Below are 22,098 nucleotides of genomic sequence, written 5' to 3'. Positions count from 1 at the left end.
CCTGTCGCATCGAGCGCAACGCCCGGCGCCGAAGGCGCCACGATGCGCTCTTGCTTGCTGGAGTCGCCCATGTCCACGTTCACCGGTTTGATCCTTTGGCTGCTGCTGGCCCTGGTCAGCTGGCCTCTGGCCGTGCTGGCCTTGCTCCTCTGGCCCCTGGTGTGGCTGCTTTTGCTGCCCTTTCGGGTGCTGGGCATCGCGGTGGACGGGGTGTTCGGGCTGCTGCGCGCTGTGGTGACGTTGCCGGCGCGGTTGTTGGGCGGGCGCTAGGAGTCTGCGCGGCAGAAGCCCAGGCCGGCGTGGCCCCTTGTCCGGCGCAGGCTAGGAGCGACGCCGCCGTGGACTCGTGTCCACAAGAAGGAGCGACAACGCTTGCGCCGGATCCAGGGGCCACCCTTCGGGCCGAGCCGCGGGGGCGACAAGCGTCGTTGCCGGCTCCTGACGTAGCCCGCCACGCGGCGTCGCCAGCGCCTAGCCTGTCGCCCCCCGGGATCTCGGCGACGGCCTGGGCTTCTGCCGCGCAGACTCCTAGTCCTGCCGGGGGCGCGCCTTGCGCGACGGCTTGGCATTGGCCGCCACCAACGCGGCCTCCATGGCGCGACGCGCCCAGGGGCGCATGGCCTCGGCCGAGTCCAGCGCGTCTTCGGGCGCCGTCCAGTAGCCCATGGTCATCTCGCGTCCGTCCTTCATCGTGTAGCGGAACGGCTCGCAACCGGCGGCCTCGAACGCCGGCCGGTGCCGTGCATCGACCTTCAGGTACAGCCGGTCGTCGGCCAGCAGGGCGATGAACAGGTCGTCCAAGTACAGCCCCACGCCCCCAAACATGGCCTTGGCACGGGGGCGCCCGAGCGGGCTCAACAGCTCCAGGCAATGCCTGGTGAACGGGTCGGTGGCTTTGGTCATCACAATCCAGGGCTCATGAGCTCCGATTCTGCAAGCCCGGCCGACCCCCGACGCGCCCTGCGCGACGTGCTGATCGAGCTGCGCCAAGAACTGCCCAACCGACTGCAGCGCTCGGCGCAGTTGCAGGAGGTGCTGCGCGTCTGGTTGCTGCGCCGCCCCGAAAAGCGCATCGGCGCCTACTGGCCCATCAAGGGCGAGTTCGACCCGCTGCCGGCCCTCTATCGATGGGGCGAAGACCAGCCCCAGCGCCGCATCGGCTTGCCCGTCAAGCACAAAGACAGCGGCACGCTCAGCTACCACGTCTGGTACCCCGGCTGTCCCATGCAGGAGGACGCCTTCGGCATCCTGAAGCCCTTGGGCACCGAGGCCTTCGAACCCGAACTCATCCTCGTGCCCTGCCTGGGCTATGGCGACGGCGGCCTGCGCGTGGGCTACGGCGGCGGCTTCGTGGAGCGCACGCTGCGGCAGCGCGAGCCGCGCCCCATCACCGTGGGCTTGGCCTACAGCGTGAGCTGGGTGCCAGGCCTGCGCGCGCAGGTGGACGACAAGCCGCTGGACGCCATCCTGACCGACGCCGGCCCCGCCTGGGGTCAACTGGACTGAACCAATCGCCCCATGCACGACACCGCCATCCCCACCGCCTACTTGGCCCATGTCCAGGCCCTGCAGCAGCGCAGCGAAGTGCTGCTGGCGCAGCACGGCTTCGACGCGCTGGCCATCGCCAGCGGCATCGAGAAGTTTGCCTTCCTCGACGACCGGCCCTACGTCTTCCAGCCCAACCCGCACTTCGTGCATTGGGTGCCGCTGAACCAGCACCCCGGCAGTTGGCTGCTGGTGCGCCCCGGCGCCAAGCCCTTGCTCGTCTACCTGCAGCCCGAGGACTACTGGCACGCCGTGCCCGAGGCCCCGGCCGGCTACTGGGTGGACGCCTTCGAGATCGCCGTGGTGCGCACGCCCGAGGCGGCCGAGGCGCTGTTGACCCAGGCCACGCAGGGCCAGCGCTTGGCGGTGATCGGCGAGGCCGACGCGTCGCAAGGTGCCTTGGTGCCCAACAACCCGCAGGGCTTGATCGACGCGCTGCACTTCGCCCGCGCCTACAAATCGCCCTACGAGCTGGCGCAGATGCGCGGGGCCAGCCGCATCGCGGTGCGCGGCCACCGCGCGGCGCAGGCCGCCTTCGAGGCCGGCGCCTCGGAGGCCGGCATCCACGCCGCCTACCTGCAGGCCTGCGGCGTGGCCGAGCGCCAACTGCCCTACGGCAACATCGTGGGCCTGGGCGCGCACGCGGCCGTGCTGCACTGGCAGCACCAGGACCGCGAAGTGCCGGCCGAGCCCACGAGCTTTTTGATCGACGCCGGCGCCGGCTTCGGGGGCTACGCCGCCGACATCACCCGCACCTACCTCCACCCCCATGCCGCCGGTGCCGCGCGCGACGACTTCGCCGCCCTGCTGGCCGGCATGGAAGCCTTGGAACTGGCCCTGGTCGACCAGGTGCGCGACGGCACCGACTACGTGGCCATCCACCTGGACGCCCACCGCCGCATCGCTCAGTTGCTGCTGGACACCGGCCTGCTGCGCGGCCTGAGCGCCGAAGCCGCCGTGGCTGAAGGGCTGAGCCGCGTGTTCTTCCCCCACGGCATCGGGCACCTCTTGGGCTTGCAGGTGCACGACGTGGCCGGTTTGGCCATCGACGCCCAAGGCACCCGCCGCGAGCGCCCTGCAGGCCACCCCTACCTGCGCCTGACGCGCCCGCTGGCCGAGGGCATGGTGGTCACCATCGAGCCCGGCCTGTACTTCATCCCCCTGCTGCTCCAAGAGCTGGCCGCCGCGCCCGAAGCCGCGCACGTGGACTGGGCGCGCGTGGAGGCGCTGAAGCCTTACGGCGGCATCCGCATCGAAGACGACGTGGCCTGCCGCGCCGGTGGTGCCGCCCCTGAAAACCTCACCCGGGACGCCTTCGCGGGCGCGACTGCATGACCACGGTACTGCAAGCCGGCGACCGCGTCGCCTTCATCGGCCTGGGCGCCATGGGTGGCCCCATGGCCGGGCACTTGATCCGCACGGGCTTTGACGTGGCGGCCTACAACCGCGGGTCGGAGCGGGCGCAAGCCTGGTCGGCCGCCCACGGTCGCGCCACGGCCGCCAGCCCGGCCGAGGCGGCGCGAGGCGCGCGCTTGGTGGCCCTGTGCGTGGGCAAAGACGCCGACGTGCGCGAGGTCGTCACCGGTCCGCAGGGCGTGCTGCAAGCGCTGCAGCCGGGCGCCATCGTGGCCGACCACACCACCACCAGCGCCGAGCTGGCGCGCGAGCTGCACGCCGCCTGCGCGGCCCAGGGCGTGGCCTTCATCGACGCGCCGGTGTCGGGCGGCGAGGTGGGTGCGCAAAAGGGCCAGCTGACCGTCATGTGCGGCGGCGACGCCGAGGCCTTCGAGCGCGCCGCCCCGGCGCTGCGCGCCTACGCCAAGGCGGTGACCCTGCTGGGCGAGGCCGGAGCCGGGCAGCTGACCAAGATGGTCAACCAGATCTGCATCGCCGGCCTGGTGCAGGGCTTGAGCGAGGCCCTGGCCTTCGGCGAGAAGGCGGGCCTGGACATGCCCACGGTGCTCAAGGTGATCGGCGGCGGCGCGGCGCAAAGCTGGCAGCTCGACCAGCGCGGCCCCACCATGCTGGAAGACCGCTTCGACTTCGGCTTCGCCGTCGACTGGATGCGCAAGGACCTGGGCCTGGTGCTGGACGAGGCCCGCCGCAACGGCGCGCGCCTGCCCGTCACGGCCCTGGTGGACCAGTTTTACGCCGAGGTGCAGGCCCTGGGCGGCCGCCGCTGGGACACCAGCAGCTTGATCAAGCGCCTGCGTTGACCGCGGGCGCCCCGCTCACTTCGACTGCTCGGCGCTGGGGCGCGGCGGCACGCGGCGGGCCAGTTCTTCCTCGCTGATCACCTCCAGCACGCGCACCACCTTCTTCACGCCCGGGATGCCGCGGATGAGCTCGGTGGCGCGGTGCGCCTCGCGTTCGGTGACGAGGCCCATCAAATACACCTCGCCACGCTCGACGACCACGTCGAAGGCATTGCTTTGCAGGTCGCGGGCGTCAATCAAGGTGGCCTTGATCTTGCCAGCCAGCACCAGGTCGTTGGAGCGCGAGGTCAGCGAGCTGATGAAGCCCACCTCGATTTCGTTCACCACCCGGATCACGTTCTCGACACCTGCAGCGATGCGCTCGGCCTCGGCCTTGTCGGCATCGTTGCGCACCTCGCCCGTCAGCAGCAGCACCCGGTTGAAGGCTTGGGCGTTGATGTTCGTGCGGCTGCCCAGGGCCTGACGGATGCGGTAGGTGGCCTTGGTCTCGATGCCGGTGTCTTCCACCTGCGTGCCGGTGGTGCGGCGGTCGGTCGTCACCAGGGCCGTTCCCACCACGGCGCCGCCCACCACCAGGGGGGCGCAGGCGCTGAGGGAGGCGACGGCCAGGGCGGCCAGGGTCAGGGTGCGGATCGTGGTGAGCTTCATGGTGGGTGTCAGGCTTCCAAGCCGAGCAGTTGGGCGTCGATGGCGTCGCACAGCGCATGCAGCGCCACGCGTTGGGTTTCCAGGCGGCGCGGCAGGCGCGAGGCGCTCAGCCGCAGCAGCACGTCGGTGTCGGTCAGCGCCGCTTTCACGGCCGATGCTGCGTCGGTGCCCTCGGCGCACAGGGCGATGACCGCGATGTCCAGCTCACGGGCCGCACGCAGCAGCGGCGCGCCGGTGTTGCCGGCCACGGGGTCCAGCCACAGCAGCACATCGCCCGGGTGGCCCAGCACTTGCAGTTGCCGCACCAAGGCGTCTTGCCCCTGCAGGCTGCCCACCGAGCGCTGCAGCGGCAAGGCCGCCAAGCCCGGCCGCTCCTGCTCAAACTGGTGCTGCAGCAGCTCGCTCACGGCCAGCGCGTCGTTGTGGGCCACGCCCGCACCGGCGCACAGCAAGCGGCCCCCGCCGGTCACGCAGGCCACCGCCAACTGGGCGGCCACCGACAAGGGCCGGGTCAGCTGCTCGGCCGCTTGGTTCAGCAGGTCGGCGCTCTCGAAAAATTGGTGTTGAAGACGGGCTTCCAGCATGGCGAGCGGATTATCAAGCGGCCTCGAAGGCGCCCTGGATCCAATGCAAGGTTTCGCCGTCGATCGCCACCACGTCGAAGCGGCAGGCCGGCAGGCTGCTGAACTGCAGCAGGTAGTGCTGCGCCGCCCGCACCAAACGGCGTTGCTTGGCGGCATCCACCGTCGCGGCCGCCCCTCCATGGGCGCTGGAGCGGCGCGCGCGCACCTCGACGAACACCAGCGTGCCGTCGCGATCGCGCACGATGAGGTCGATCTCGCCCGCGGGCCGGCGGGGGCCGCCCCCGACTCGATAATTTCGCTCGACCAGCACCAGCCCTTGGCGCTGCAGATGGGCCAGCGCCCGCGCCTCGCCGGCGTCGCCCGTGTCCTTTTTGGAGCCCCACCCGAACATGTCTGCCGATCTCCTGGCCCAGGCCGCCGCGCAGGCGGCGGGCGCGCAGCAGTATCCCGCCGGGGCGCTGTATGTGGTGGCCACGCCCATCGGCAACCTGGCCGACTTGAGCCTGCGCGCCATCCATGTGCTGGGCCTGGTCGACGCCATCGCCTGCGAGGACACCCGCACCACCGCGCCCCTGCTGCGCCACCTGGGCCTGCACAAGCCCCTGCTGGCCGTGCACGAGCACAACGAGCGCGAGGCCGTGGACGGCATCGCCCAGCGCCTGCAGCGCGGCGAGCGCATCGCCTTGGTCAGCGACGCCGGCACCCCGGCCGTGAGCGACCCCGGCGCGCGCCTGGTGGCGGGCCTGCAGGCGGCGGGTTGCCGCTGCGTGCCCATCCCTGGCGCCAGCAGCAGCGTCACGGCCTTGAGCGTGGCCGGCGATGCATCAGCCCAGGGTTTTCGCTTCGTGGGCTTCGTGCCGCCCAAAGGCGAGGCCCGCCGCGCAGCGGTGCAGGCCCTGGTGGGCCAACCCGACAGCCAGGTGCTGTTCGAGGCCCCCCACCGCGTGGCCGACCTCCTCGGCCTCTTGGCCGAGGCCGCGCCGGCCCAGCGTCTGACCGTGGCACGCGAGCTCACCAAGCAGTTCGAGTCCATCCACACCGCCCCGTGCGCCGACTGGCCCGAACGCTTGAAGGCCGATGCGAATGCCGAGCGTGGCGAGTTCGTGCTGGTGCTGCACGCTGCGCCACCGGCGGGGGCCGAAGGCGAATTGCCAGCCGAGGCCTTGCGCGTGCTGAAGGCGTTGTTGGCCGAGTTGCCGCTCAAGCAGGCCGTCGGCCTGGCCGCGCAACTCAGCGGTGCACCGCGCAATGCGCTTTACCAGCAGGCCTTGGCCTGGCGCCAGGCGAAGGACAACGACGGCGAGGAATGACAAAGGCCCGCCAGGGCGGGCCGTGTCGGTGGGCGCGAAGGCTCAGCCGGCGTTGCGGCGGTTGTGCTTTTTGCGGCGGATGTCGCGCTTGGCTTCGTTCTGCGCGGCCGTGATCTTGGCGCGTTCCTTCTGGGTCACCTGGCCGTCGGCGGCGGCGCGGTCCTGCATCTTGTCGATGTGGGCTTGTTCCTTCTCCAAGCGCTGGGTTTCGCGCGCCGTCAACGTGCCGCTGGCCGCGCCCTGTTGAATGCGGTCTTCCTGGCGTTGCTCGCGCTTGTCGATGCGCGGCGTGGCGGTTTGGGCTTGGGCGGCAAAGGCGACCACCAGGGCGGCGAGGGTGAACAAGGCTTTCATGGAAGGGGTTCCTCGGGTTGAGCGACGCACGTTGCGCCGGTGGGTCTACAACGCCAGTGTCGATACGCTGCTGACGGTCCTGTGCAAAGCCCCGGTAAAGCTGTGTAAACCGGCCATGGTTTCGAGGCGCCCCACAATCGGGGGCATGAACGCTCCCGACCCGATGGTGCGCGCCCTCGCCGCGGCGCACGACAGCCTGCTCGCCCCCTTCGGCCTCGACGAGGCCGCCCTGGCCCGCGTGCTCAAGCTCATCACCGCCCACCGCGTGGACGACGCCGACCTCTACTTCCAAACCACCCGCGCCGAGGGCTGGAGTTTGGAAGAAGGCATCGTCAAAAGCGGCTCCTTCAGCATCGACCAAGGCGTGGGCGTGCGCGCCGTGGCGGGCGAAAAAACGGCCTTTGCTTACTCCGACGCCATCAGCGAGGCCGCGCTGGCCGACTGCGCCACTACCGTGCGCAGCATCGCCGCCGCCGGCCACAGCCGCCACGTGAAGGTGCAGCCGCGCCACGCCCATGGCTTGCAGTTGTACGGCGCCGACGACCCCATCGCCAGCCTGGACAGCGCCAGCAAGGTGGCCTTGCTGGAGCGTGTGGAAGGCATGGCCCGTGCCAAGGACCCCGCCGTCGTGCAGGTGATGGCTGGCTTGGCCGCCGAGCACGAAATCGTCCTCATCGCCCGCGCCGACGGCCTGCTGGCCGCCGACATCCGTCCGCTCGTGCGCCTGTCCATCACCGTGATTGCCGAGCGCAACGGTCGCCGTGAAGTGGGCAGCGGCGGCGGCGGCGGCCGTTTCGGGCTGGCCTACTTCAGCGACGAGGTGCTGCAAAGCTACGTCGACCAAGCCGTGCACGCCGCCCTCACCAACCTGGAAAGCCGCCCCGCGCCCGCCGGCGAAATGACCGTGGTGCTCGGCCCCGGCTGGCCCGGCGTGCTGCTGCACGAGGCCGTGGGCCACGGCCTGGAGGGCGATTTCAACCGCAAGGGCTCCAGCACCTTCGCCGGCCGTTTGGGCCAGCGCGTGGCCGCCAAGGGCGTCACCGTGCTCGACGACGGCACCCTGCCCGACCGCCGCGGCAGCCTCAACATCGACGACGAAGGCCACGCCACCCAGCGCAACGTGCTCATCGAAGACGGCATCTTGGTCAACTACATCCAAGACGCGATGAACGCCCGCCTGATGAAGCGAGCGCAAACCGGCAACGGCCGTCGCGAAAGCTACGCCCACGTGCCCATGCCGCGCATGACCAACACCTACATGCTGGGCGGCAAGCAAGACCCGAAAGAGATCGTGGCCAGCATCGAGCGCGGCCTGTACGCCACCAACTTCGGCGGCGGTCAGGTGGACATCACCAGCGGCAAGTTCGTCTTCAGCGCCAGCGAGGCCTACTGGGTCGAGAAAGGCAAGATCCTCTACCCCGTCAAAGGCGCCACGCTCATCGGCAACGGCCCCCAAGCCCTGACCCGCGTGAGCATGATCGGCAACGACATGGCGCTGGACAGCGGCGTGGGCGTGTGCGGCAAAGAGGGGCAGTCGGTGCCTGTTGGTGTGGGGCAACCGACGCTTCGCATCGAAGGGTTGACGGTGGGCGGGACGGCTTGATTGGTGCGGCGTTCTACGCTGCAGTAGCTGTTTGGCTGCTGCTGGATTGGCTGCTTGACGGGAGCCACTCGCGCAACTTGGCGGAAGCTGTTGGCACGTGGCTTCCGATTTCCGGCGTCAATCTTTTTGTTTTGACGTTGCTGAGCCTCTATGTGCTCAGGCTGACCTCGATACAACCGCTGTGCAGGTTGACCAAGCTGAGGTTTCCTTCGGTGACTGCCTCCAGTGCCATGCTTGGGGCCGGGGTGCTCTGGTTAATGCTCGCGGCAGGCCTTCTCCCAGTCCTGGCATCCGAGCCATTTCGCTCCGAGTTGCGCTGGGTTGCCTTGGTTCTGACGCCGGCTGTCTTTTCTCTCGCGCTTGCCGAGTTGTGTTCCAAGTCTCCTCAAGCACCGTCGCTTGCACACCAAGAAGCGCATGGTCCGTTCAAGAGTCGCTGGTGGGGTGGGTTCGGCAGACACACGGTATCGCAGGTCGCTGGGGCCATTGGCTCTCTGCCTTTGGTTGGCGTCTCTGCATTTGTGCTGCTGTCTCACTTGGCGCTAGATCAGTGGCACGCTTCTAGGGCAAGACTCAATTCAACGAGCGCGTCGGGTTTCCGCCTGGAGCTGCAGGGCTTTGACCGGCGCAGCGTTGAGCCCTTTTGGGAAGTCTGGTTCGGCTTGATCAACTATCGCTACGTGGACTTCGAGGGTGATCGCTACGAGGCGGGACCTTACATCTCTGTGATCGCGCGAAAGGGTGCAGCGCTTGCCAGCGAGCGTTGGGTCGTCCGCAAGACGCGGATCGGTGTGAGCCCACAAGGAGAGACCAGAGCGATTCGACTGACTCTGTTGGATCAGCAGTCGGGAGACGTTAGAGCCAGCCAGATCTTTGACGTCCGCGATCAGAAGCCGATGCTTAAGTTCCTGCCGGACCTATTCGGCACGCCTCGAGAAAAGACGCGTTGGAAGCGCATTGAAAAGAGTGAAGCGTTGCAGTTTGAGCGAGAGGTCTCTGCGGATTCGACGCTTGGCCGGTTGGCACTTGCGATTGATGGAAATGGCGATGGGTGTCGGTCCGTTCGTATGCGTCAGGCCCCCGCGCTGACTGTTTTGGAGATGGCGTCGTGGCAATTGAGGCCCAACGCCATCCTGTACCCTGACTTTGCTTGTGACGATCGGTTCGTGGTGTTCACCTCGTGGGCGCATGGCCTAGCGCTGGTCACGGTGTCGTCCCTGGACGGCAGCGAAGTCTTTGGCTTTGACCTGGAGACCTCGCGCAATTGGCGGAACCGGGGGGTGACACTCGGTCAAGTGAGCGTGGACTCGGAAGAGGTTCGGTTCGTTCTTCAGGAGTGGGACGCCGTCAAATCGGCCGACGGAAGTCAAGTTCGGGTGCCGACACGCCGACTGGCCTACCGAGTTCCGAGGGCGGCGATTCAGCCTCCCGTCGACTGAGTTCATGCAGCGCGATCGTTGGTGATTCACGTGGCCTGCGGAATGCCCCATCGCAACTGACGAAGTAACGTTCCCAGAGCTGGCTGCTACATTCAAACCCATGTCCCGCGCCGTCTACTTTCGCTTTTGGTTCTTTCCCCGCCCCGGCGGTGGAGAGTCTTGAGCGCACGCGCTGACCCAAGAACTCCGAAACCGCCGGGCCCCAAGCCCGGCGTTTTTTTTTCGCCTTCTGACTTCCTTTCGCAGAGTGCCCCGATGAGCCCGATCTACAGCCCCGACGACCGCACCAGCCGCACCGACGACGAGCGCATTGCCGACATCACGCCGCTGCCGCCCCCGGAGCACCTGATCCGCTTCTTCCCCATCAGTGGCACGCCCATGGAGAAGCTGGTGATGCAGACGCGCCAGTCCATCCGCCGCATCTTGGCCGGCGAGGACCCTCGGCCGCTGGTGATCGTGGGCCCGTGCTCCATCCACGACCCGGCCGCCGCGCTGGAGTACGCCCGCAAGCTCAAGCCGGTGCGCGACCAGTACGCCGACTCGCTGGAAATCGTGATGCGCGTGTACTTCGAGAAGCCGCGCACCACGGTGGGCTGGAAGGGCCTGATCAACGACCCCTACCTGGACGAGAGCTACCGCATCGACGAGGGCCTGCGCATCGCGCGCCAGCTGCTGCTGGAGATCAACAAGATCGGCGTGCCCGCGGGCAGCGAGTTCCTGGACGTGATCTCGCCGCAGTACATCGGCGACCTGATCGCCTGGGGTGCGATCGGTGCCCGCACGACGGAGAGCCAGGTGCACCGCGAGCTGTCCTCGGGCCTGTCGGCCCCCATCGGTTTCAAGAACGGCACCGACGGCAACATCAAGATCGCCACCGACGCGCTGATGGCCGCGGCCCGCCCGCACCACTTCCTGTCGGTGCACAAGAACGGCCAGGTGGCCATCGTGCAGACCAAGGGCAACCCGGACTGCCACGTCATCCTGCGCGGCGGCAAGGCGCCCAACTACGACGAGGCCAGCGTGGACGCCGCCTGCGCCGAGCTGGCCGCGGCCAAGCTGCCCACGCGCCTGATGGTCGACTGCAGCCACGCCAACAGCAGCAAACAGCACGAGCGCCAGCTGGTGGTGGCCGAAGAGATCGGCCGCCAGTGGCGCGCTGGCCGCCACCAGGTGTTCGGCGTGATGGTGGAAAGCCACCTGAACGGTGGCGCGCAAAAGTTCAGCCCCGGCAAGGACGACCCGGCGAACTTGGCCTACGGCCAAAGCATCACCGACGCCTGCTTGGACTGGCAGCAGACCCTGGACCTGCTGGCCGGCTTGGACGCGTCGGTGCGGGCGGGTTGATCCGCTGGGTTCGGCCCGGAGCGAAGCACCCATGAAAACGGCTCGCACAAGGCGAGCCGTTTTCACGAGCGGGCGACGCGCGTTGGTTCAGCGGCGGCTGGTGCGGCGGACGGCCGCCAAGCCCAACATCCCTAGGCCCAGAAAAGCCAGCCCGGCGGGTTCGGGCACTTGGTTGCTGGTGCGAACGAGGAAGGTTTCCGAATACGGCTGATTCCGGTGGCTTGGTTCGGCGAAGGGCGACTGCCAGATGGCGCCGACGGTGATATCGCCCGCATCGCAGTGGTTCCACACGGTGTTGAAGTAGGGCGAGGCGCACTTGCCCGAGAAGGCCGAAGCGATGTCAGCGATGGACACGAACGAGGTCGTCCATTGGCTGTCGGTGGCGAAGCCGAAGCCGTGGTGCAGGGCCACGACACCGCACGACGGGGCGAGGCCGGCACAGGGGCCGGCCCAAACCCACTCGAGGCCATTGCGGGTGACGATGAGGCTGTCAGGCGGCTCGGTGCCCAGCTCAACGCCGGCAGCGAATGCTTGGCTCGACAGGCTCAGGACGGCGACTGCGACGGCTTGCATGAAACGATGGGTCAAAGATGGCACGGAAGGCTCCTGCTGAGGGTGTGAGATCACTACTCCTGAGCATGAGACGTGCCATCGCCCGAATTCCTCTTGTTATCAGGGGTGGAAGCCCTGGGGATCGAGCCTGGGGTCGCGCAGCTTTGGGGGCGCTTCGACGGTGCTGTCAAGCGGGCCGACAGGGCGATGACCCAGATCGTGCCGCTCAGCCCGCCCTGGCGCTTTCAATCAGCGCCAAGATGCGCCGATTGGCGTTGACGGGCACCAGCTCCACCGCGCTGCCGCTTTGCGCGGGAAAGACCCGGAACAGCTCGTCGGCGAAGGCGTGGCCGATGTCGGACACGCCGTCGAAGTCGATCTCGGCGCGCTTGAAGCGCTCCAAGCGTGCGGCCACGCGGCGGGCTTGGGCGCGGCTGTCCAGCGCTTGGCCAGCGCCGGCCAGCATGCGCAGGGCGATGACGGTGCGGTCGAAGGCGATGCCGCTGCCGTCCACGCTCCAGGCGCCCAGCACCTGCTCGAGCGTGCGCGTGGTGTCCAGCGCGATGGCCAAGTAGATGCTGGTGCCCTGGCGCGGCAACGCCTTGCCCGGGCGCCAGCCGCTGGCATCCCAGGCGCGGCGCTGGAAGGCGGTGCCGTTGGCGTGCAGGTCGAACACGTCGGCCAATTGGCTGCTGAAGAACAGGCCCCGGCCGGTGTGGGCCTGGGGGGCCGTGGTCAGCCGGCCTTTGCTGAGCTCCAACATGGCCAAGGAGGCGTCCGGGATGTCGTAGGTGCCCTTGATCTTTTCGAACACGCCGCAGCCGTCGTCGCTGATCAGCATCTGCACGTGCGTGGGGGTTTGGCGCAGGCTGACGGTGACGCTCGTGCCCTCGCTGTGGTCGGCGGCGTTGTTCAGCAGCTCGGTGAAGGCGTGCTGGGTCATGCGCGCCACGTGGGGCGGCAGGGCGAAGTGGGGGGCGAAGTCCCGCTGCCAAGGAATATCTTCTTGCAGGCCGTGCAGCGGGTAGCTCTTGACCACTTGGCGCAGCGCGCCTGGGCTGTAGACCGGGCGGCTGAAACCGCCATCGCGCTGCAGCCATCCCGCCTGGACCAAGCGCTTGAGCATGCTCTGCACCGCTCGGCGGCTGGCGCCCGTCCGCTCCACGATGTGGTCGGTGAGCGCGTGCGAGTGCTCACGCGCGGCGGCGGTGATCCACTGGGTGAAGTGGTCGAAGTCGAGGCGGGCCATGGGTCAAGCGTAGGGCCAGGGGCTGCTGCCGTGCATCAAGGTTTACGGTAGTCCGGCGGCCTGGCGGCGGCGCTGCCGGGGCGGGCGGGTGGCGGCGGGCTGGGGCGCCAGAGCGCCCAAGTCGACGCAACGGCCCTGCGCCCACTCGGTGCGGCAGGCCTCGGCCAAGCGTTCCAACTCGGTCTCTTGGGCATCGAGGGCGTGGCGCAGCGCCTGAATCTCCGCCCGTCGCTGCGCCAGTGCGCGCAGCACGGCGTCGTGCGGCAGGCCCTCGGCATCGCGCGCCAGCAGCGGGCGCAAAGTGTCCAAGGAAAAACCCAAGCGTTGCGCCAGTTGGATCAAGCGAAGGCGCTCGACCGCCGCCTCGGTGTAGAGCCGATACCCGTTGGCACCGCGTGCCCCCGAGGGCAACAGCTCGCTGGCCTCGTAAAAGCGGATGGCCGACGGCTTGAGCCCCGCTCGTTGCGCCAAGTCACCGATCTTCATCATGGGCATCCCCTGGGGCTTGACCTTCTAGCTGACTTGAATCTTAAGGTTCGCGCCTTCGCCTTGAAACCCCGTCCGCCATGCCGCTGTTCGCTCCCCTCGTCCTGCCCAACGGCCAGGTTCTGAAAAACCGCCTCGCCAAAGCGGCCATGGAGGAATCGATGGCCGAACCCGGTCAGTTGCCGGGCGTTCCCCTTCAGCGCCTCTACCGCCGTTGGGCCGACGGCGGCGCGGGCTTGTTGATCACGGGCAACGTGATGGTCGCCCCCGATGCGATGACGGGCCCCGGCGGGCTGGTGCTGGAGGCCGGCACGCCCTTGGCCCCGTACCGAGCCTGGGCCGATGCGGCGCATGCCGGCGGCGCCCAGGTGTGGATGCAGATCAACCACCCCGGCCGCCAGGTGTTCGCCGCGCTGGGCAACCCCGGCTGGGCGCCCAGCGCGGTACCGCTGGCCCTGGGCAAGCACAGCAAGATGTTTGCGCCGGTGCAGGCGCTGAGCGCCGAGCAGATCGCCGCCATCGTGCAGCGCTTTGCCGACACCGCCCGCGCCGCCGAGGCCGCCGGCTTCGACGGCGTGCAGGTGCACGCCGCCCACGGCTACCTGATCAGCCAGTTCCTCAGCCCCTTGAGCAACCGCCGCACCGACGCCTGGGGCGGCTCGGTCGAAGGCCGCGCCAAGCTGCTCATCGACGTGCTGCGCGCCGTGCGCGCCGCCGTGCGGCCCGGTTTTGCGGTGGCCGTGAAGCTCAACAGCGCCGACTTCCAGCGCGGCGGCTTCAGCGAAGACGACGCCCGCGCCGTGGTGGGCCTGCTCAACGCCGAGGGCGTGGACCTGCTGGAGCTCAGCGGCGGCAGCTACGAGAGCCCCGCCATGCAGGGCCGCACCGCCGATGGCCGCACCCTGGCCCGCGAGGCCTACTTCCTGGATTTCGCCCGTGAACTGGCCAACGTCGCCACCCTGCCGGTGATGAAGACCGGCGGCATCGGCCGCCGCGCCGTGGCCGAGGCCGTGCTGGCCAGCGGCGTCGACGTGGTGGGCCTGGGCACCGCCCTGGCCATGCAGCCCGACCTGCCACGGCAGTGGGCCCAGGACGAGGCCGTGGCCCCGCGCCCCGTGGTGGCCTGGCGCGACAAAGCCATCGCCAGCCTGGCCACCATGGCCCTGGTCCGGCGGCAGTTGCACCGCCTGGGTGCCGGCAAGTCGCCCGCGCCGGGGACCTCGGCGCTGCTCACTCTGCTGATGGACCGGTGGACGATGAAGCGCTTGACTCAGCGTTACCGTGCATGGCGTGCGGCCACCGCCTGAAGGAGCATCTTGCCCATGATCGAACTCACCGTGAACGGCCGCGCGCAGCGGCTGGATGTGGAGCCCGAAACGCCCCTGCTGTGGGTGCTGCGGGACGAACTCGGCTTGACCGGCACCAAGTTCGGCTGCGGCGTGGCCGCCTGCGGGGCCTGCACCGTGGAGCTGGACGGCACGCCCACCCGCAGCTGTGTGCTGCCCGTGGCGGCCGTGGCCGGCCAGGCCGTGCGCACCATCGAGGGCCGCGACGACCGCGTGATGAAGGCCTTGCAGGCCGCCTGGCTGGCCGAGCAGGTGCCCCAGTGCGGCTACTGCCAAAGCGGCATGCTCATGGCCGCCGCCGGCCTGCTGGCCGCCCAGCCCCGCCCCACGGATGCCGACATCGACGCCGCCATGACCAACCTGTGTCGCTGCGGCACCTACCAGCGGGTTCGGGCCGCCATCCACAAGGCAGCGGGAGCATTGGCATGAAGCGCCGCGGCTTCCTCATCAGCGCCGGCGTGCTGGCCGGCGGCGGCCTGTTGGTCGGCGTGGGCTTGCGCCCGCCCACCGACCAAAGCCGCCTGGGCGCCCCCGACGCCTGGCCGCCCCAAGAAGGCGCCGTGGCCCTGAACGCCTGGGTGCAAATCGACGCCGAAGGCCATGTCAACGTGGCCCTGCCGCGCGCCGAGATGGGCCAGGGCGTGCACACCGCTCTGGCCATGCTGGTGGCCGACGAACTGGACGCCGACTGGGCCCAGGTGCGCGCCGTCAGCGCCCCGGTGCGCCCGGTGTACGCCAACGCCGCGCTGCTGCTCAACGTCGTGCCCGTGGGCATGGACGACGAGTCGGCCACCGCGCGCTTCGTGCGCGGCGCCGCGCAGCGCTTGGGGTACACGCTGGGCCTGCAGGTCACCGGCGGCAGCAGCAGCGTGCGCGACGCCTGGGGGCCCATGCGCCTGGCCGGCGTCACCGCCCGCCAGCTGCTGCTGCAAGCCGCCGCTGCGCGTTGGAAGGTGGCGGTGAGCGAGCTGCGCACCGAAGGCGGTGCCGTGCTGCGTGGCGACCAACGCCTCGCCTACCGCGAGCTGGTGGCCGAAGCTGCCCAGCTCACGCCGCCCCAGGACGTGCCGCTCAAGAAGCCCGAGCAATGGCGCTTCATCGGCAAGCCCATGCCCCGCGTGGACCTGCCCGCCAAGGTCAACGGCAGCGCCGTGTTCGGCATCGACATCCAGCAGCCCGGCATGGTCTACGCCGCGCTGCGCCAAGCCCCCGTGGTGGGCGGCAGCCTCACGCAGTGGGACACGGCGGCGGTCAAGGCCCAGCGTGGCGTGGTCGACGCCTTCGTGCTGAACGGCCACACTGCCGTGGTGGTGGCCGACCGCTGGTGGCGCGCCGAAGCCGCGTTGAAGGCCCACCCGCCCAGCTTCCATGGCGGCCCCAAGTCGAGCATGAACACCGCCGACATGCGCGCCACCCTGCACCGCGCGCTCGACCAGAAAGAAGGCTTTGCCTTCCGCGACCAAGGCGATGCCCGCGAGGCCTTGGCCCAGGCGCCCAACGTGCTTCGCGCCGAGTACGAAGTGCCCTTCCTGGCCCACGCCCCGCTGGAGCCCATGAACGCCACGGCACAGGTCAAAGACGGCAAGGTCACCATCTGGGCGCCCACCCAAGTGGCCAGCCTCGCGCGCTGGAAGGCCTCGCAAGTGGCCGACGTGGCCATGGACGCCGTCGAGGTGCACGTGCCCTACCTCGGCGGCGGCTTCGGCCGGCGCCTGGAAACCGACGTCGTCGAGCAGGCGGTGGCCATCGCCCTGCGCACCCAGGGCAAGCCCGTCAAGCTGCTGTGGACCCGCGAAGAAGACTTCACCCACGGCGTCTACCGCCCCATGGGCATCAGCCGCTTCGAAGCCGTCCTGGGCAGCGACGGCAAGCCGAGCGCCTGGCACCACCGCCTGGCCGGCCCCAGCTTGGGGCTAGACACCACCGACCGCCTGCTGCCCGGCATGGCGGCCGACACGCCCGACAAAAACCACCTGGAAGGCGCCTTCGAACTGCCCTACGCCATCCCCCACCTGCGCGCCGCGCAGCTTCGCGTGCCCCTGGGCTTGCCCGTGGGCAGCTGGCGCAGCGTGGGCCACAGCCTGAACGCCTACTTCACCGAGTGCTTCTTGGACGAGTTGGCCCAGGCCGCCAAGCAAGACCCCTTCCGCTACCGCGACGAGTTGCTGGCTCAGGCCCCCAAGCACCGCGCCGTGCTGCGCCTGGCCGCCGAAAAGGCCGGCTGGGGCACCACGCCCCTGCCCGCCGGCCGCGCCCGCGGCATCGCGTTGCACGAGAGCTTTGGCTCGGTGTGCGCGCAGGTGGCCGAGGTGTCGATCGTGGACGGTCAGCCCCAAGTGCACCGCGTGGTCTGCGCCATCGACTGCGGCACCGTGGTCAACCCCGACACCGTCGTGGCGCAGATGCAATCCGGCATCGTCTTCGGCCTGACGGCGGCGTTGTACGGCGAGATCACCGTGGAAGGCGGCGCCGTGCAGCAGCGCAACTTCCCCCAGCAGCCGCTGTTGTCGATGGCCGAGATGCCGGTCATCGAGGTGTACATCGTGCCCTCCGCCGCCCCGCCCGGCGGCGTGGGCGAGCCGGCCACGCCGCCCATCGCGCCGGCGGTGTGCAACGCTTTGCTGGCCTTGACGGGGCAGCCGGTGCGGCGACTGCCCATTCGCTTGGGAATCCAGCCGGGCTGAGTCGCTCGGCGCGTGTTCGAGGGGCCGAGCACCAGGGGCTGGACCCTCAATGCGCCGAGCTCGTGCGGTTCGGCTCATCACGTCGGATCGGCAGGCCATCCGTCGCGGACCCCCTTCCGTCGCTTGGAGGTCGGTTCACGCCTGGCCGGATTTCCATAATGGGGCATCCGTCCACCTTGGAGCCATCCTCATGCTCAGCATCCAGCAACTCAGCCACACCTATGGCAATGGCACCCGCGCGCTCAGCGGGATCACGCTCGACATTCCCAAAGGCATGTTCGGTTTGCTGGGGCCCAATGGGGCGGGCAAGTCCACGCTGATGCGTTCCATCGCCACGCTGCAGTCGCCCTCCGAGGGCCGCATCCAGTTTGGCGAGATCGACGTGCTGCGCGAGCCTGAGAAGCTGCGCGCCACCCTGGGCTACCTGCCGCAGGACTTCGGGGTGTACCCGCGCGTGTCGGCTTACGACCTGCTGGAGCACTTGGCGGTGCTCAAGGGCATTGCCGGCAAGGGGGAGCGCAAAGACACGGTGGAGACGCTGCTGACCCAAGTGAACCTGTGGGACGTGCGCAAGAAGGCGGTGGCCGGGTTTTCGGGCGGCATGCGCCAGCGCTTTGGCATTGCCCAGGCCCTCATCGGGCAACCGCAACTCATCATCGTGGACGAGCCCACCGCCGGGCTCGACCCCGAAGAGCGCAACCGCTTCAACAACCTGCTGGCCGCCATTGGTGAGAACGTGGTGGTGATTCTGTCCACGCACATCGTGGAGGACGTGAGTGACCTGTGCCCCCGCATGGCCATCATCAATCAGGGGCAGGTGGTGCTGGACGGCTCGCCGCAAGAGCTCACGCGCAGCCTGCAGGGCCGGGTGTGGCGGCGCAGCATCGAGACCCGCCAACTCAGCCGCTACCAGGCCGATCTGACCGTGATCGCCAACCGCCTGCGCGCGGGGCAGACCGTGATCCATGTGCTGAGCGATTCGGCCCCCGAGGCCGGTTTCGAGCCGATCGAGGGCAGCTTGGAAGACCTCTACTTCGCCACCCTGGTGCAGTCGCGCCAAGCCCACGCCGGCGCCCAGCGCGCCGCGGCCTGAGCCCGACGACCGCTCATCAGGAGCCCTGCCATGTCGATGTTTGCCAAGGTCGCCGCCTTCGAGGCGAAGTTTCAGCTGCGCTCACCCCTGTTCCTGGTGAGCTTCGCGCTCTTTTTCCTGCTCACTTTTGCCGCCGCCACGATCGACGAGATCCAGATTGGCAGCGCGGGGCAGGTGTTCAAGAACGCTCCCTTTGCCCTGCTGCAGACGGTGGGCATCATGAATCTGTTCGGCATTTTTGTGGTCACCGCGTTCGTGGCCAATGCCGTGATTCGCGATGACGAAACCGGCTTTGCGCCCATCTTGCGCGCCACCCGCATCACCAAGCCGGCCTACGTTCTGGGCCGCTTCAGCGGGGCCACGCTGGTGGCTTTTCTGGTGATGGTGTCGGTGCCGCTGGGGTTGTTGTTGGGCAGCGTCATGCCCTGGCAGGACCCCGAAAAGATCGGCCCCTTCGTGCTCAGCCACTACCTGTACGCGCTGTTCGTGGTGGGCCTGCCCACAGTGATGCTGATGGCGGGAGCCTTCTTTGCCTTGGCGACGGCCACCCGTTCGATGATGTGGAGCTACGTCGGGGTGATCGGCTTCTTGGTGCTCTACACCGTCTCGCGGGTGGTGTTGCGCGACCCGAGTCAAGAGCAGCTGGCCAGTTTGCTCGACCCCTTCGGTGTCGGGGCGTTGTTCCAGGTCACCAAGTACTGGACCGTGGCCGACCGCAACCAACTGCTGCCCCCGCTGGAGGGGGTGTGGCTCTACAACCGCCTGCTTTGGTTGGGCGTGAGCCTGGTGCTGCTGGGGCTGGCCTACCGCGTGTTCCGCATGGAAACCCGCTCCACGAGCGCCAAGCCCGAGAAGGCGACGGCAGCCAAACCCGCGCCGCAGCCCAAGGCGTTGGCCCAGCCGCGCAGCGGTGCGGGCTTGCAGGCCCTGTGGGCCTTGACGCGCTTTGACATGGCCTTTGTGTTCAAGAGCCCCGCCTTTGCCGTGCTGCTGGCGCTGGGCCTGTTCAACTCGTTCGGTGCGCTCAGCGGCGTCACCGAGATGCGGGGCATCCCCTACTTTCCGGTCACCCGCGCGGTGGTGGAGGCGCTGACGGGTGCTTTCTCGATCATTCCGATCATCATCGCCATTTACTACGGCGGCGAATTGGTCTGGCGCGACCGCGAGCGCCGCATCCACGAGATCGTGGATGCCAGCGCGGCCCCCAATTGGGCCTTCGTGGTGCCCAAGGTGCTGGCCATCGCGCTGGTGTTGCTGGCCACCTTGCTGGTGGCCGTCGTGGCGGGCGTGTTGTTCCAGCTCTACCACGGCTACACCCAGGTGCAATGGAGCAGCTACCTGTTGTGGTTCGTGCTGCCCACGCTGATCGGCACCCTGCAAGTGGGCATCCTGTCGGTGTTCGTGCAAGCCATCGTGCCCAGCAAACCCGCGGGCTGGGCGGCCATGTTGGTCTACCTGGTGGCCAGCGTCGCCTTGGCCACCACAGGGTTTGAGCACAAGCTTTACAACTTTGGCGATGCGCTGACGGTGCCCCTGTCCGACATGAACGGCCTCGGCCATTTCTGGATCGGCCGCGCCTGGCACCAGGTGTACTGGAGTGCCTTCGCCTTGATGCTGGTGGTCGGCGCGCACCTGCTGTGGCGCCGCGGCAGCGAGACCCGCCTGCGTCCGCGTCTGGCTTTGGCCCCGAAGCGCCTGCGCGGATCGGCCGGGGTTGTCCTGTCGGGCCTCATGGCCGTGTGGTTGGGCAGCGGCGCCTTCGTGTTCTACAACAGCAACGTGCTCAACCGCTACGTCACCGGCCCCGAGCTCGAGGAGAGGCGGGCCGAGGCCGAAAAAGCCCTGCTGCCGCTGGAAGCCACGCTGCAGCCCACCATCACCCATGTGAGCCTGGACGTGGCGCTGTACCCACGCGAGCGGCTGGCCGTGACCCAAGGCCACTACACCGTGGAAAACCGCCACGCGCAAGCCGTGAACGAGTTGCTGGTGCAAACCTCACCAGACCTGAAGCTCGAGCGGCTCGAGATGCCGGGCGCCACCCTCAAGAAGGAATACCGGGACTATGGCTTTCGCATCTATAGCCTGGCCAGTCCCATGCAGCCGGGCGAGAAGCGCGAGCTGCGCTTTGCCACCCGACTTCAGGAGGTGGGCTTTCCCAACAGCGGCGCACAAACCCGTTTGGTGGCCAATGGCAGCTTCGTGGACAACTTCGAGGTGGCCCCCACGCTCGGGGTCAGTCGTCAAGGCTTTCTGCAAGACCGCGCCAAGCGCCGCAAGCACGGCCTGCCGCCCGAGCTGCGCCCGGCCCCGTTGGAAGACGACGCCGCCCGCGCCCACCACTACCTGCGCCGCGACAGCGACTGGGTGACGGCCGACATTCGCTTGTCCACCGATGCCGACCAAACCCCGGTGGCCCCCGGCATGACCGTGAGCGACACGACAGCCAGCGGCCGCCGCACCTTGGTGACGCGCACGGAAGCGCCCATCCAGAACTTCTTCTCGCTGCAGTCGGCCCGCTACGCGGTGAAGACCGACACCTGGCAGAACCCCCAGGGTGAGCCCGTGCAACTGGCCCTCTACCACCACCCCGAGCACGCGCACAACGCGCAGCGCATGCTGGACGCGATGAAGGTGTCGCTGGAGGTGTTCAGCGAGCGCTTCTCGCCCTACCAGTTCAAGCAAGCGCGCATCTTGGAGTTCCCGGCCTACGCCACGTTTGCGCAGTCGTTTGCCAACACGGTGCCGTACTCCGAGGCCATCGGCTTCATCCAGAACTTCAACGACGAAGACCGCGAGGAAAAGATCGACCTGGTCACCTACGTCACCGCGCACGAAATCGCGCACCAGTGGTGGGCGCATCAGGTGATCGGCGCTGACAAGCAGGGCATGACGCTGTTGTCGGAAACCTTCTCGCAGTACTCGGCCCTGCTGGTGATGGAGAAGCTCTACGGCAAGGCGCAGATCCGCAAGTTCCTCAAGACGGAACTGGACAACTACCTGCGCTCGCGTGGCCGCGATGTGGTGGAGGAGCAGCCGCTGGCCCGCGTGGAAAACCAGGACTACATCCACTACAACAAAGGCGCCGTGGCCATGTACGGCCTCAAGGAGATCGTCGGCGAAGCGGCGGTCAATCGGGCCCTGCAGAAGTTGATCGCCGAGTTCGCCTTCAAGCCAGCGCCCTACCCCGACAGCCGCGATTTCCTGCGTCTGCTGCGGGCCGAACTGGGGCCGCAGCACGAGCAACTGGTGGTCGATCTGTTCGAGCGGATCACGCTCTACGACCTCAAGGCCCTCGAGCCCCGCACCAAGCCGCTTGCCGACGGCCGGTTCGAGACGCGGTTCACCGTGCAGGCCCGCAAGCTCTACGCCGACGGCAAGGGCCAGGAGACCGAGGCACCCTTGAATGAAGCCTTCGAGATCGGTGGATTCACCGCCGAGCCGGGCAAGAAAGGCTTCAAGTCGACCTCGATCCTGTCCTTGGAGCGTCGGCCCCTGCAGGGAGGCCGACAGGAGGTGGTGCTCGTCACGTCGCAGCGCCCGGCTTGGGTGGGCATCGACCCGTTCAACCTGCGCATCGACCGCAACAGCGACGACAACTTGGCGAAGGTGCCAGACTGACGGGATGGCCGGTGCGGCAACTGCCCA

Annotated in this window: 21 protein-coding genes; 13 read left to right on the top strand and 8 right to left on the bottom strand. The window is 68.5% G+C overall.

Annotated features, from left to right (window positions below):
* The first annotated feature begins 69 nt into the window (after positions 1 to 69).
* On the top strand, positions 70 to 270 hold the full coding sequence (locus O9335_RS08755; RefSeq protein ID WP_298386650.1) for a hypothetical protein: 201 nt from the start codon (positions 70 to 72) through the stop codon (positions 268 to 270).
* A gap of 258 nt (positions 271 to 528) precedes the next feature.
* Here O9335_RS08755 and O9335_RS08750 read toward each other — a convergent pair whose 3' ends face one another.
* A complete protein-coding gene (locus tag O9335_RS08750; protein WP_298386647.1) occupies positions 529 to 903 on the bottom strand; it encodes a TfoX/Sxy family protein in 375 nt (124 codons plus the stop codon).
* A 15-nt stretch (positions 904 to 918) separates the two neighbouring features.
* On the opposite strand from O9335_RS08750, the gene O9335_RS08745 reads away from it, so the two are divergent.
* The 3 genes from O9335_RS08745 to O9335_RS08735 are packed head-to-tail and all read left to right on the top strand — an operon-like array spanning position 919 to position 3,761.
* Positions 919 to 1,506, top strand: a complete 588-nt coding sequence (locus tag O9335_RS08745) for a 5-formyltetrahydrofolate cyclo-ligase (protein ID WP_298386644.1) — start codon at positions 919 to 921, stop codon at positions 1,504 to 1,506.
* A 12-nt stretch (positions 1,507 to 1,518) separates the two neighbouring features.
* Complete coding sequence (gene pepQ, locus O9335_RS08740) at positions 1,519 to 2,880, top strand: Xaa-Pro dipeptidase (protein ID WP_298386641.1); 1,362 nt, start codon at positions 1,519 to 1,521, stop codon at positions 2,878 to 2,880.
* Positions 2,877 to 3,761 carry an NAD(P)-dependent oxidoreductase gene (locus O9335_RS08735; RefSeq protein ID WP_298386637.1) on the top strand — a complete coding sequence of 295 codons (885 nt, stop codon included), beginning with the start codon at positions 2,877 to 2,879 and terminating at the stop codon, positions 3,759 to 3,761. Before pepQ ends, O9335_RS08735 begins: the two co-directional genes overlap by 4 nt.
* 15 nt (positions 3,762 to 3,776) lie before the next feature.
* Here O9335_RS08735 and O9335_RS08730 read toward each other — a convergent pair whose 3' ends face one another.
* Genes O9335_RS08730 through O9335_RS08720 form a run of 3 tightly spaced genes read right to left on the bottom strand, consistent with a single transcriptional unit; the run spans position 3,777 to position 5,384 of the window.
* Complete coding sequence (locus O9335_RS08730; RefSeq protein ID WP_298386634.1) at positions 3,777 to 4,409, bottom strand: BON domain-containing protein; 633 nt, start codon at positions 4,407 to 4,409, stop codon at positions 3,777 to 3,779.
* Between the two features lie 8 nt (positions 4,410 to 4,417).
* On the bottom strand, positions 4,418 to 4,993 hold the full coding sequence (locus tag O9335_RS08725; RefSeq protein ID WP_298386632.1) for an SIS domain-containing protein: 576 nt from the start codon (positions 4,991 to 4,993) through the stop codon (positions 4,418 to 4,420).
* A 13-nt stretch (positions 4,994 to 5,006) separates the two neighbouring features.
* Positions 5,007 to 5,384, bottom strand: coding sequence for a YraN family protein (locus O9335_RS08720; RefSeq protein ID WP_298386629.1), 378 nt, complete (start codon positions 5,382 to 5,384; stop codon positions 5,007 to 5,009).
* Here O9335_RS08720 and rsmI point away from each other — a divergent pair.
* Positions 5,383 to 6,303 carry a 16S rRNA (cytidine(1402)-2'-O)-methyltransferase gene (gene rsmI / locus O9335_RS08715; protein ID WP_298386626.1) on the top strand — a complete coding sequence of 307 codons (921 nt, stop codon included), beginning with the start codon at positions 5,383 to 5,385 and terminating at the stop codon, positions 6,301 to 6,303. The genes O9335_RS08720 and rsmI overlap by 2 nt on opposite strands.
* A gap of 42 nt (positions 6,304 to 6,345) precedes the next feature.
* On the opposite strand, the gene O9335_RS08710 is transcribed toward rsmI, so the two are convergent.
* Positions 6,346 to 6,657 (bottom strand): hypothetical protein, encoded by a 312-nt coding sequence (locus O9335_RS08710; protein ID WP_298386623.1) that lies wholly within the window; start codon positions 6,655 to 6,657, stop codon positions 6,346 to 6,348.
* A 145-nt stretch (positions 6,658 to 6,802) separates the two neighbouring features.
* Between O9335_RS08710 and tldD the strand changes: the two genes are divergently transcribed.
* The 3 genes from tldD (at position 6,803) to O9335_RS08695 (ending at position 11,043) form a co-directional block, all read left to right on the top strand.
* On the top strand, positions 6,803 to 8,260 hold the full coding sequence (gene tldD, locus O9335_RS08705) for a metalloprotease TldD (RefSeq protein WP_298386620.1): 1,458 nt from the start codon (positions 6,803 to 6,805) through the stop codon (positions 8,258 to 8,260).
* A 77-nt stretch (positions 8,261 to 8,337) separates the two neighbouring features.
* A complete protein-coding gene (locus O9335_RS08700) occupies positions 8,338 to 9,699 on the top strand; it encodes a hypothetical protein (protein ID WP_298386617.1) in 1,362 nt (453 codons plus the stop codon).
* Positions 9,700 to 9,954: 255 nt separating this feature from the next.
* On the top strand, positions 9,955 to 11,043 hold the full coding sequence (locus tag O9335_RS08695; RefSeq protein WP_298386615.1) for a 3-deoxy-7-phosphoheptulonate synthase: 1,089 nt from the start codon (positions 9,955 to 9,957) through the stop codon (positions 11,041 to 11,043).
* A gap of 87 nt (positions 11,044 to 11,130) precedes the next feature.
* On the opposite strand, the gene O9335_RS08690 is transcribed toward O9335_RS08695, so the two are convergent.
* The 3 genes from O9335_RS08690 to O9335_RS08680 form a co-directional block, all read right to left on the bottom strand.
* Entirely contained in the window at positions 11,131 to 11,616 is a 486-nt protein-coding gene (locus tag O9335_RS08690; RefSeq protein WP_298386612.1) for a PEP-CTERM sorting domain-containing protein, read from the bottom strand.
* 205 nt (positions 11,617 to 11,821) lie between these two features.
* Positions 11,822 to 12,844, bottom strand: coding sequence for a DUF4325 domain-containing protein (locus O9335_RS08685; RefSeq protein ID WP_298386607.1), 1,023 nt, complete (start codon positions 12,842 to 12,844; stop codon positions 11,822 to 11,824).
* Between the two features lie 42 nt (positions 12,845 to 12,886).
* Complete coding sequence (locus O9335_RS08680) at positions 12,887 to 13,333, bottom strand: MerR family transcriptional regulator (protein ID WP_298386604.1); 447 nt, start codon at positions 13,331 to 13,333, stop codon at positions 12,887 to 12,889.
* A 77-nt stretch (positions 13,334 to 13,410) separates the two neighbouring features.
* Between O9335_RS08680 and O9335_RS08675 the strand changes: the two genes are divergently transcribed.
* The 5 genes from O9335_RS08675 (at position 13,411) to O9335_RS08655 (ending at position 22,071) form a co-directional block, all read left to right on the top strand.
* A complete protein-coding gene (locus O9335_RS08675) occupies positions 13,411 to 14,637 on the top strand; it encodes an NADH:flavin oxidoreductase/NADH oxidase family protein (RefSeq protein ID WP_298386601.1) in 1,227 nt (408 codons plus the stop codon).
* A gap of 18 nt (positions 14,638 to 14,655) precedes the next feature.
* Positions 14,656 to 15,105 carry a (2Fe-2S)-binding protein gene (locus tag O9335_RS08670; RefSeq protein ID WP_298386686.1) on the top strand — a complete coding sequence of 150 codons (450 nt, stop codon included), beginning with the start codon at positions 14,656 to 14,658 and terminating at the stop codon, positions 15,103 to 15,105.
* On the top strand, positions 15,102 to 17,360 hold the full coding sequence (locus tag O9335_RS08665; protein ID WP_298386598.1) for a molybdopterin cofactor-binding domain-containing protein: 2,259 nt from the start codon (positions 15,102 to 15,104) through the stop codon (positions 17,358 to 17,360). The genes O9335_RS08670 and O9335_RS08665 overlap by 4 nt, the downstream gene beginning before the upstream one ends.
* Positions 17,361 to 17,550: 190 nt before the next feature.
* A complete protein-coding gene (locus O9335_RS08660) occupies positions 17,551 to 18,453 on the top strand; it encodes an ABC transporter ATP-binding protein (protein ID WP_298386595.1) in 903 nt (300 codons plus the stop codon).
* A gap of 30 nt (positions 18,454 to 18,483) precedes the next feature.
* Complete coding sequence (locus O9335_RS08655) at positions 18,484 to 22,071, top strand: M1 family aminopeptidase (protein ID WP_298386592.1); 3,588 nt, start codon at positions 18,484 to 18,486, stop codon at positions 22,069 to 22,071.
* The last annotated feature ends 27 nt before the right edge of the window (positions 22,072 to 22,098 follow it).

The organism is Inhella sp., assembly GCF_027532025.1.
GTDB lineage: Bacteria > Pseudomonadota > Gammaproteobacteria > Burkholderiales > Burkholderiaceae_C > Inhella.
Note: the sequence above shows the minus strand (reverse complement) of the source record. Positions and strands in the feature narration are given on the sequence as shown.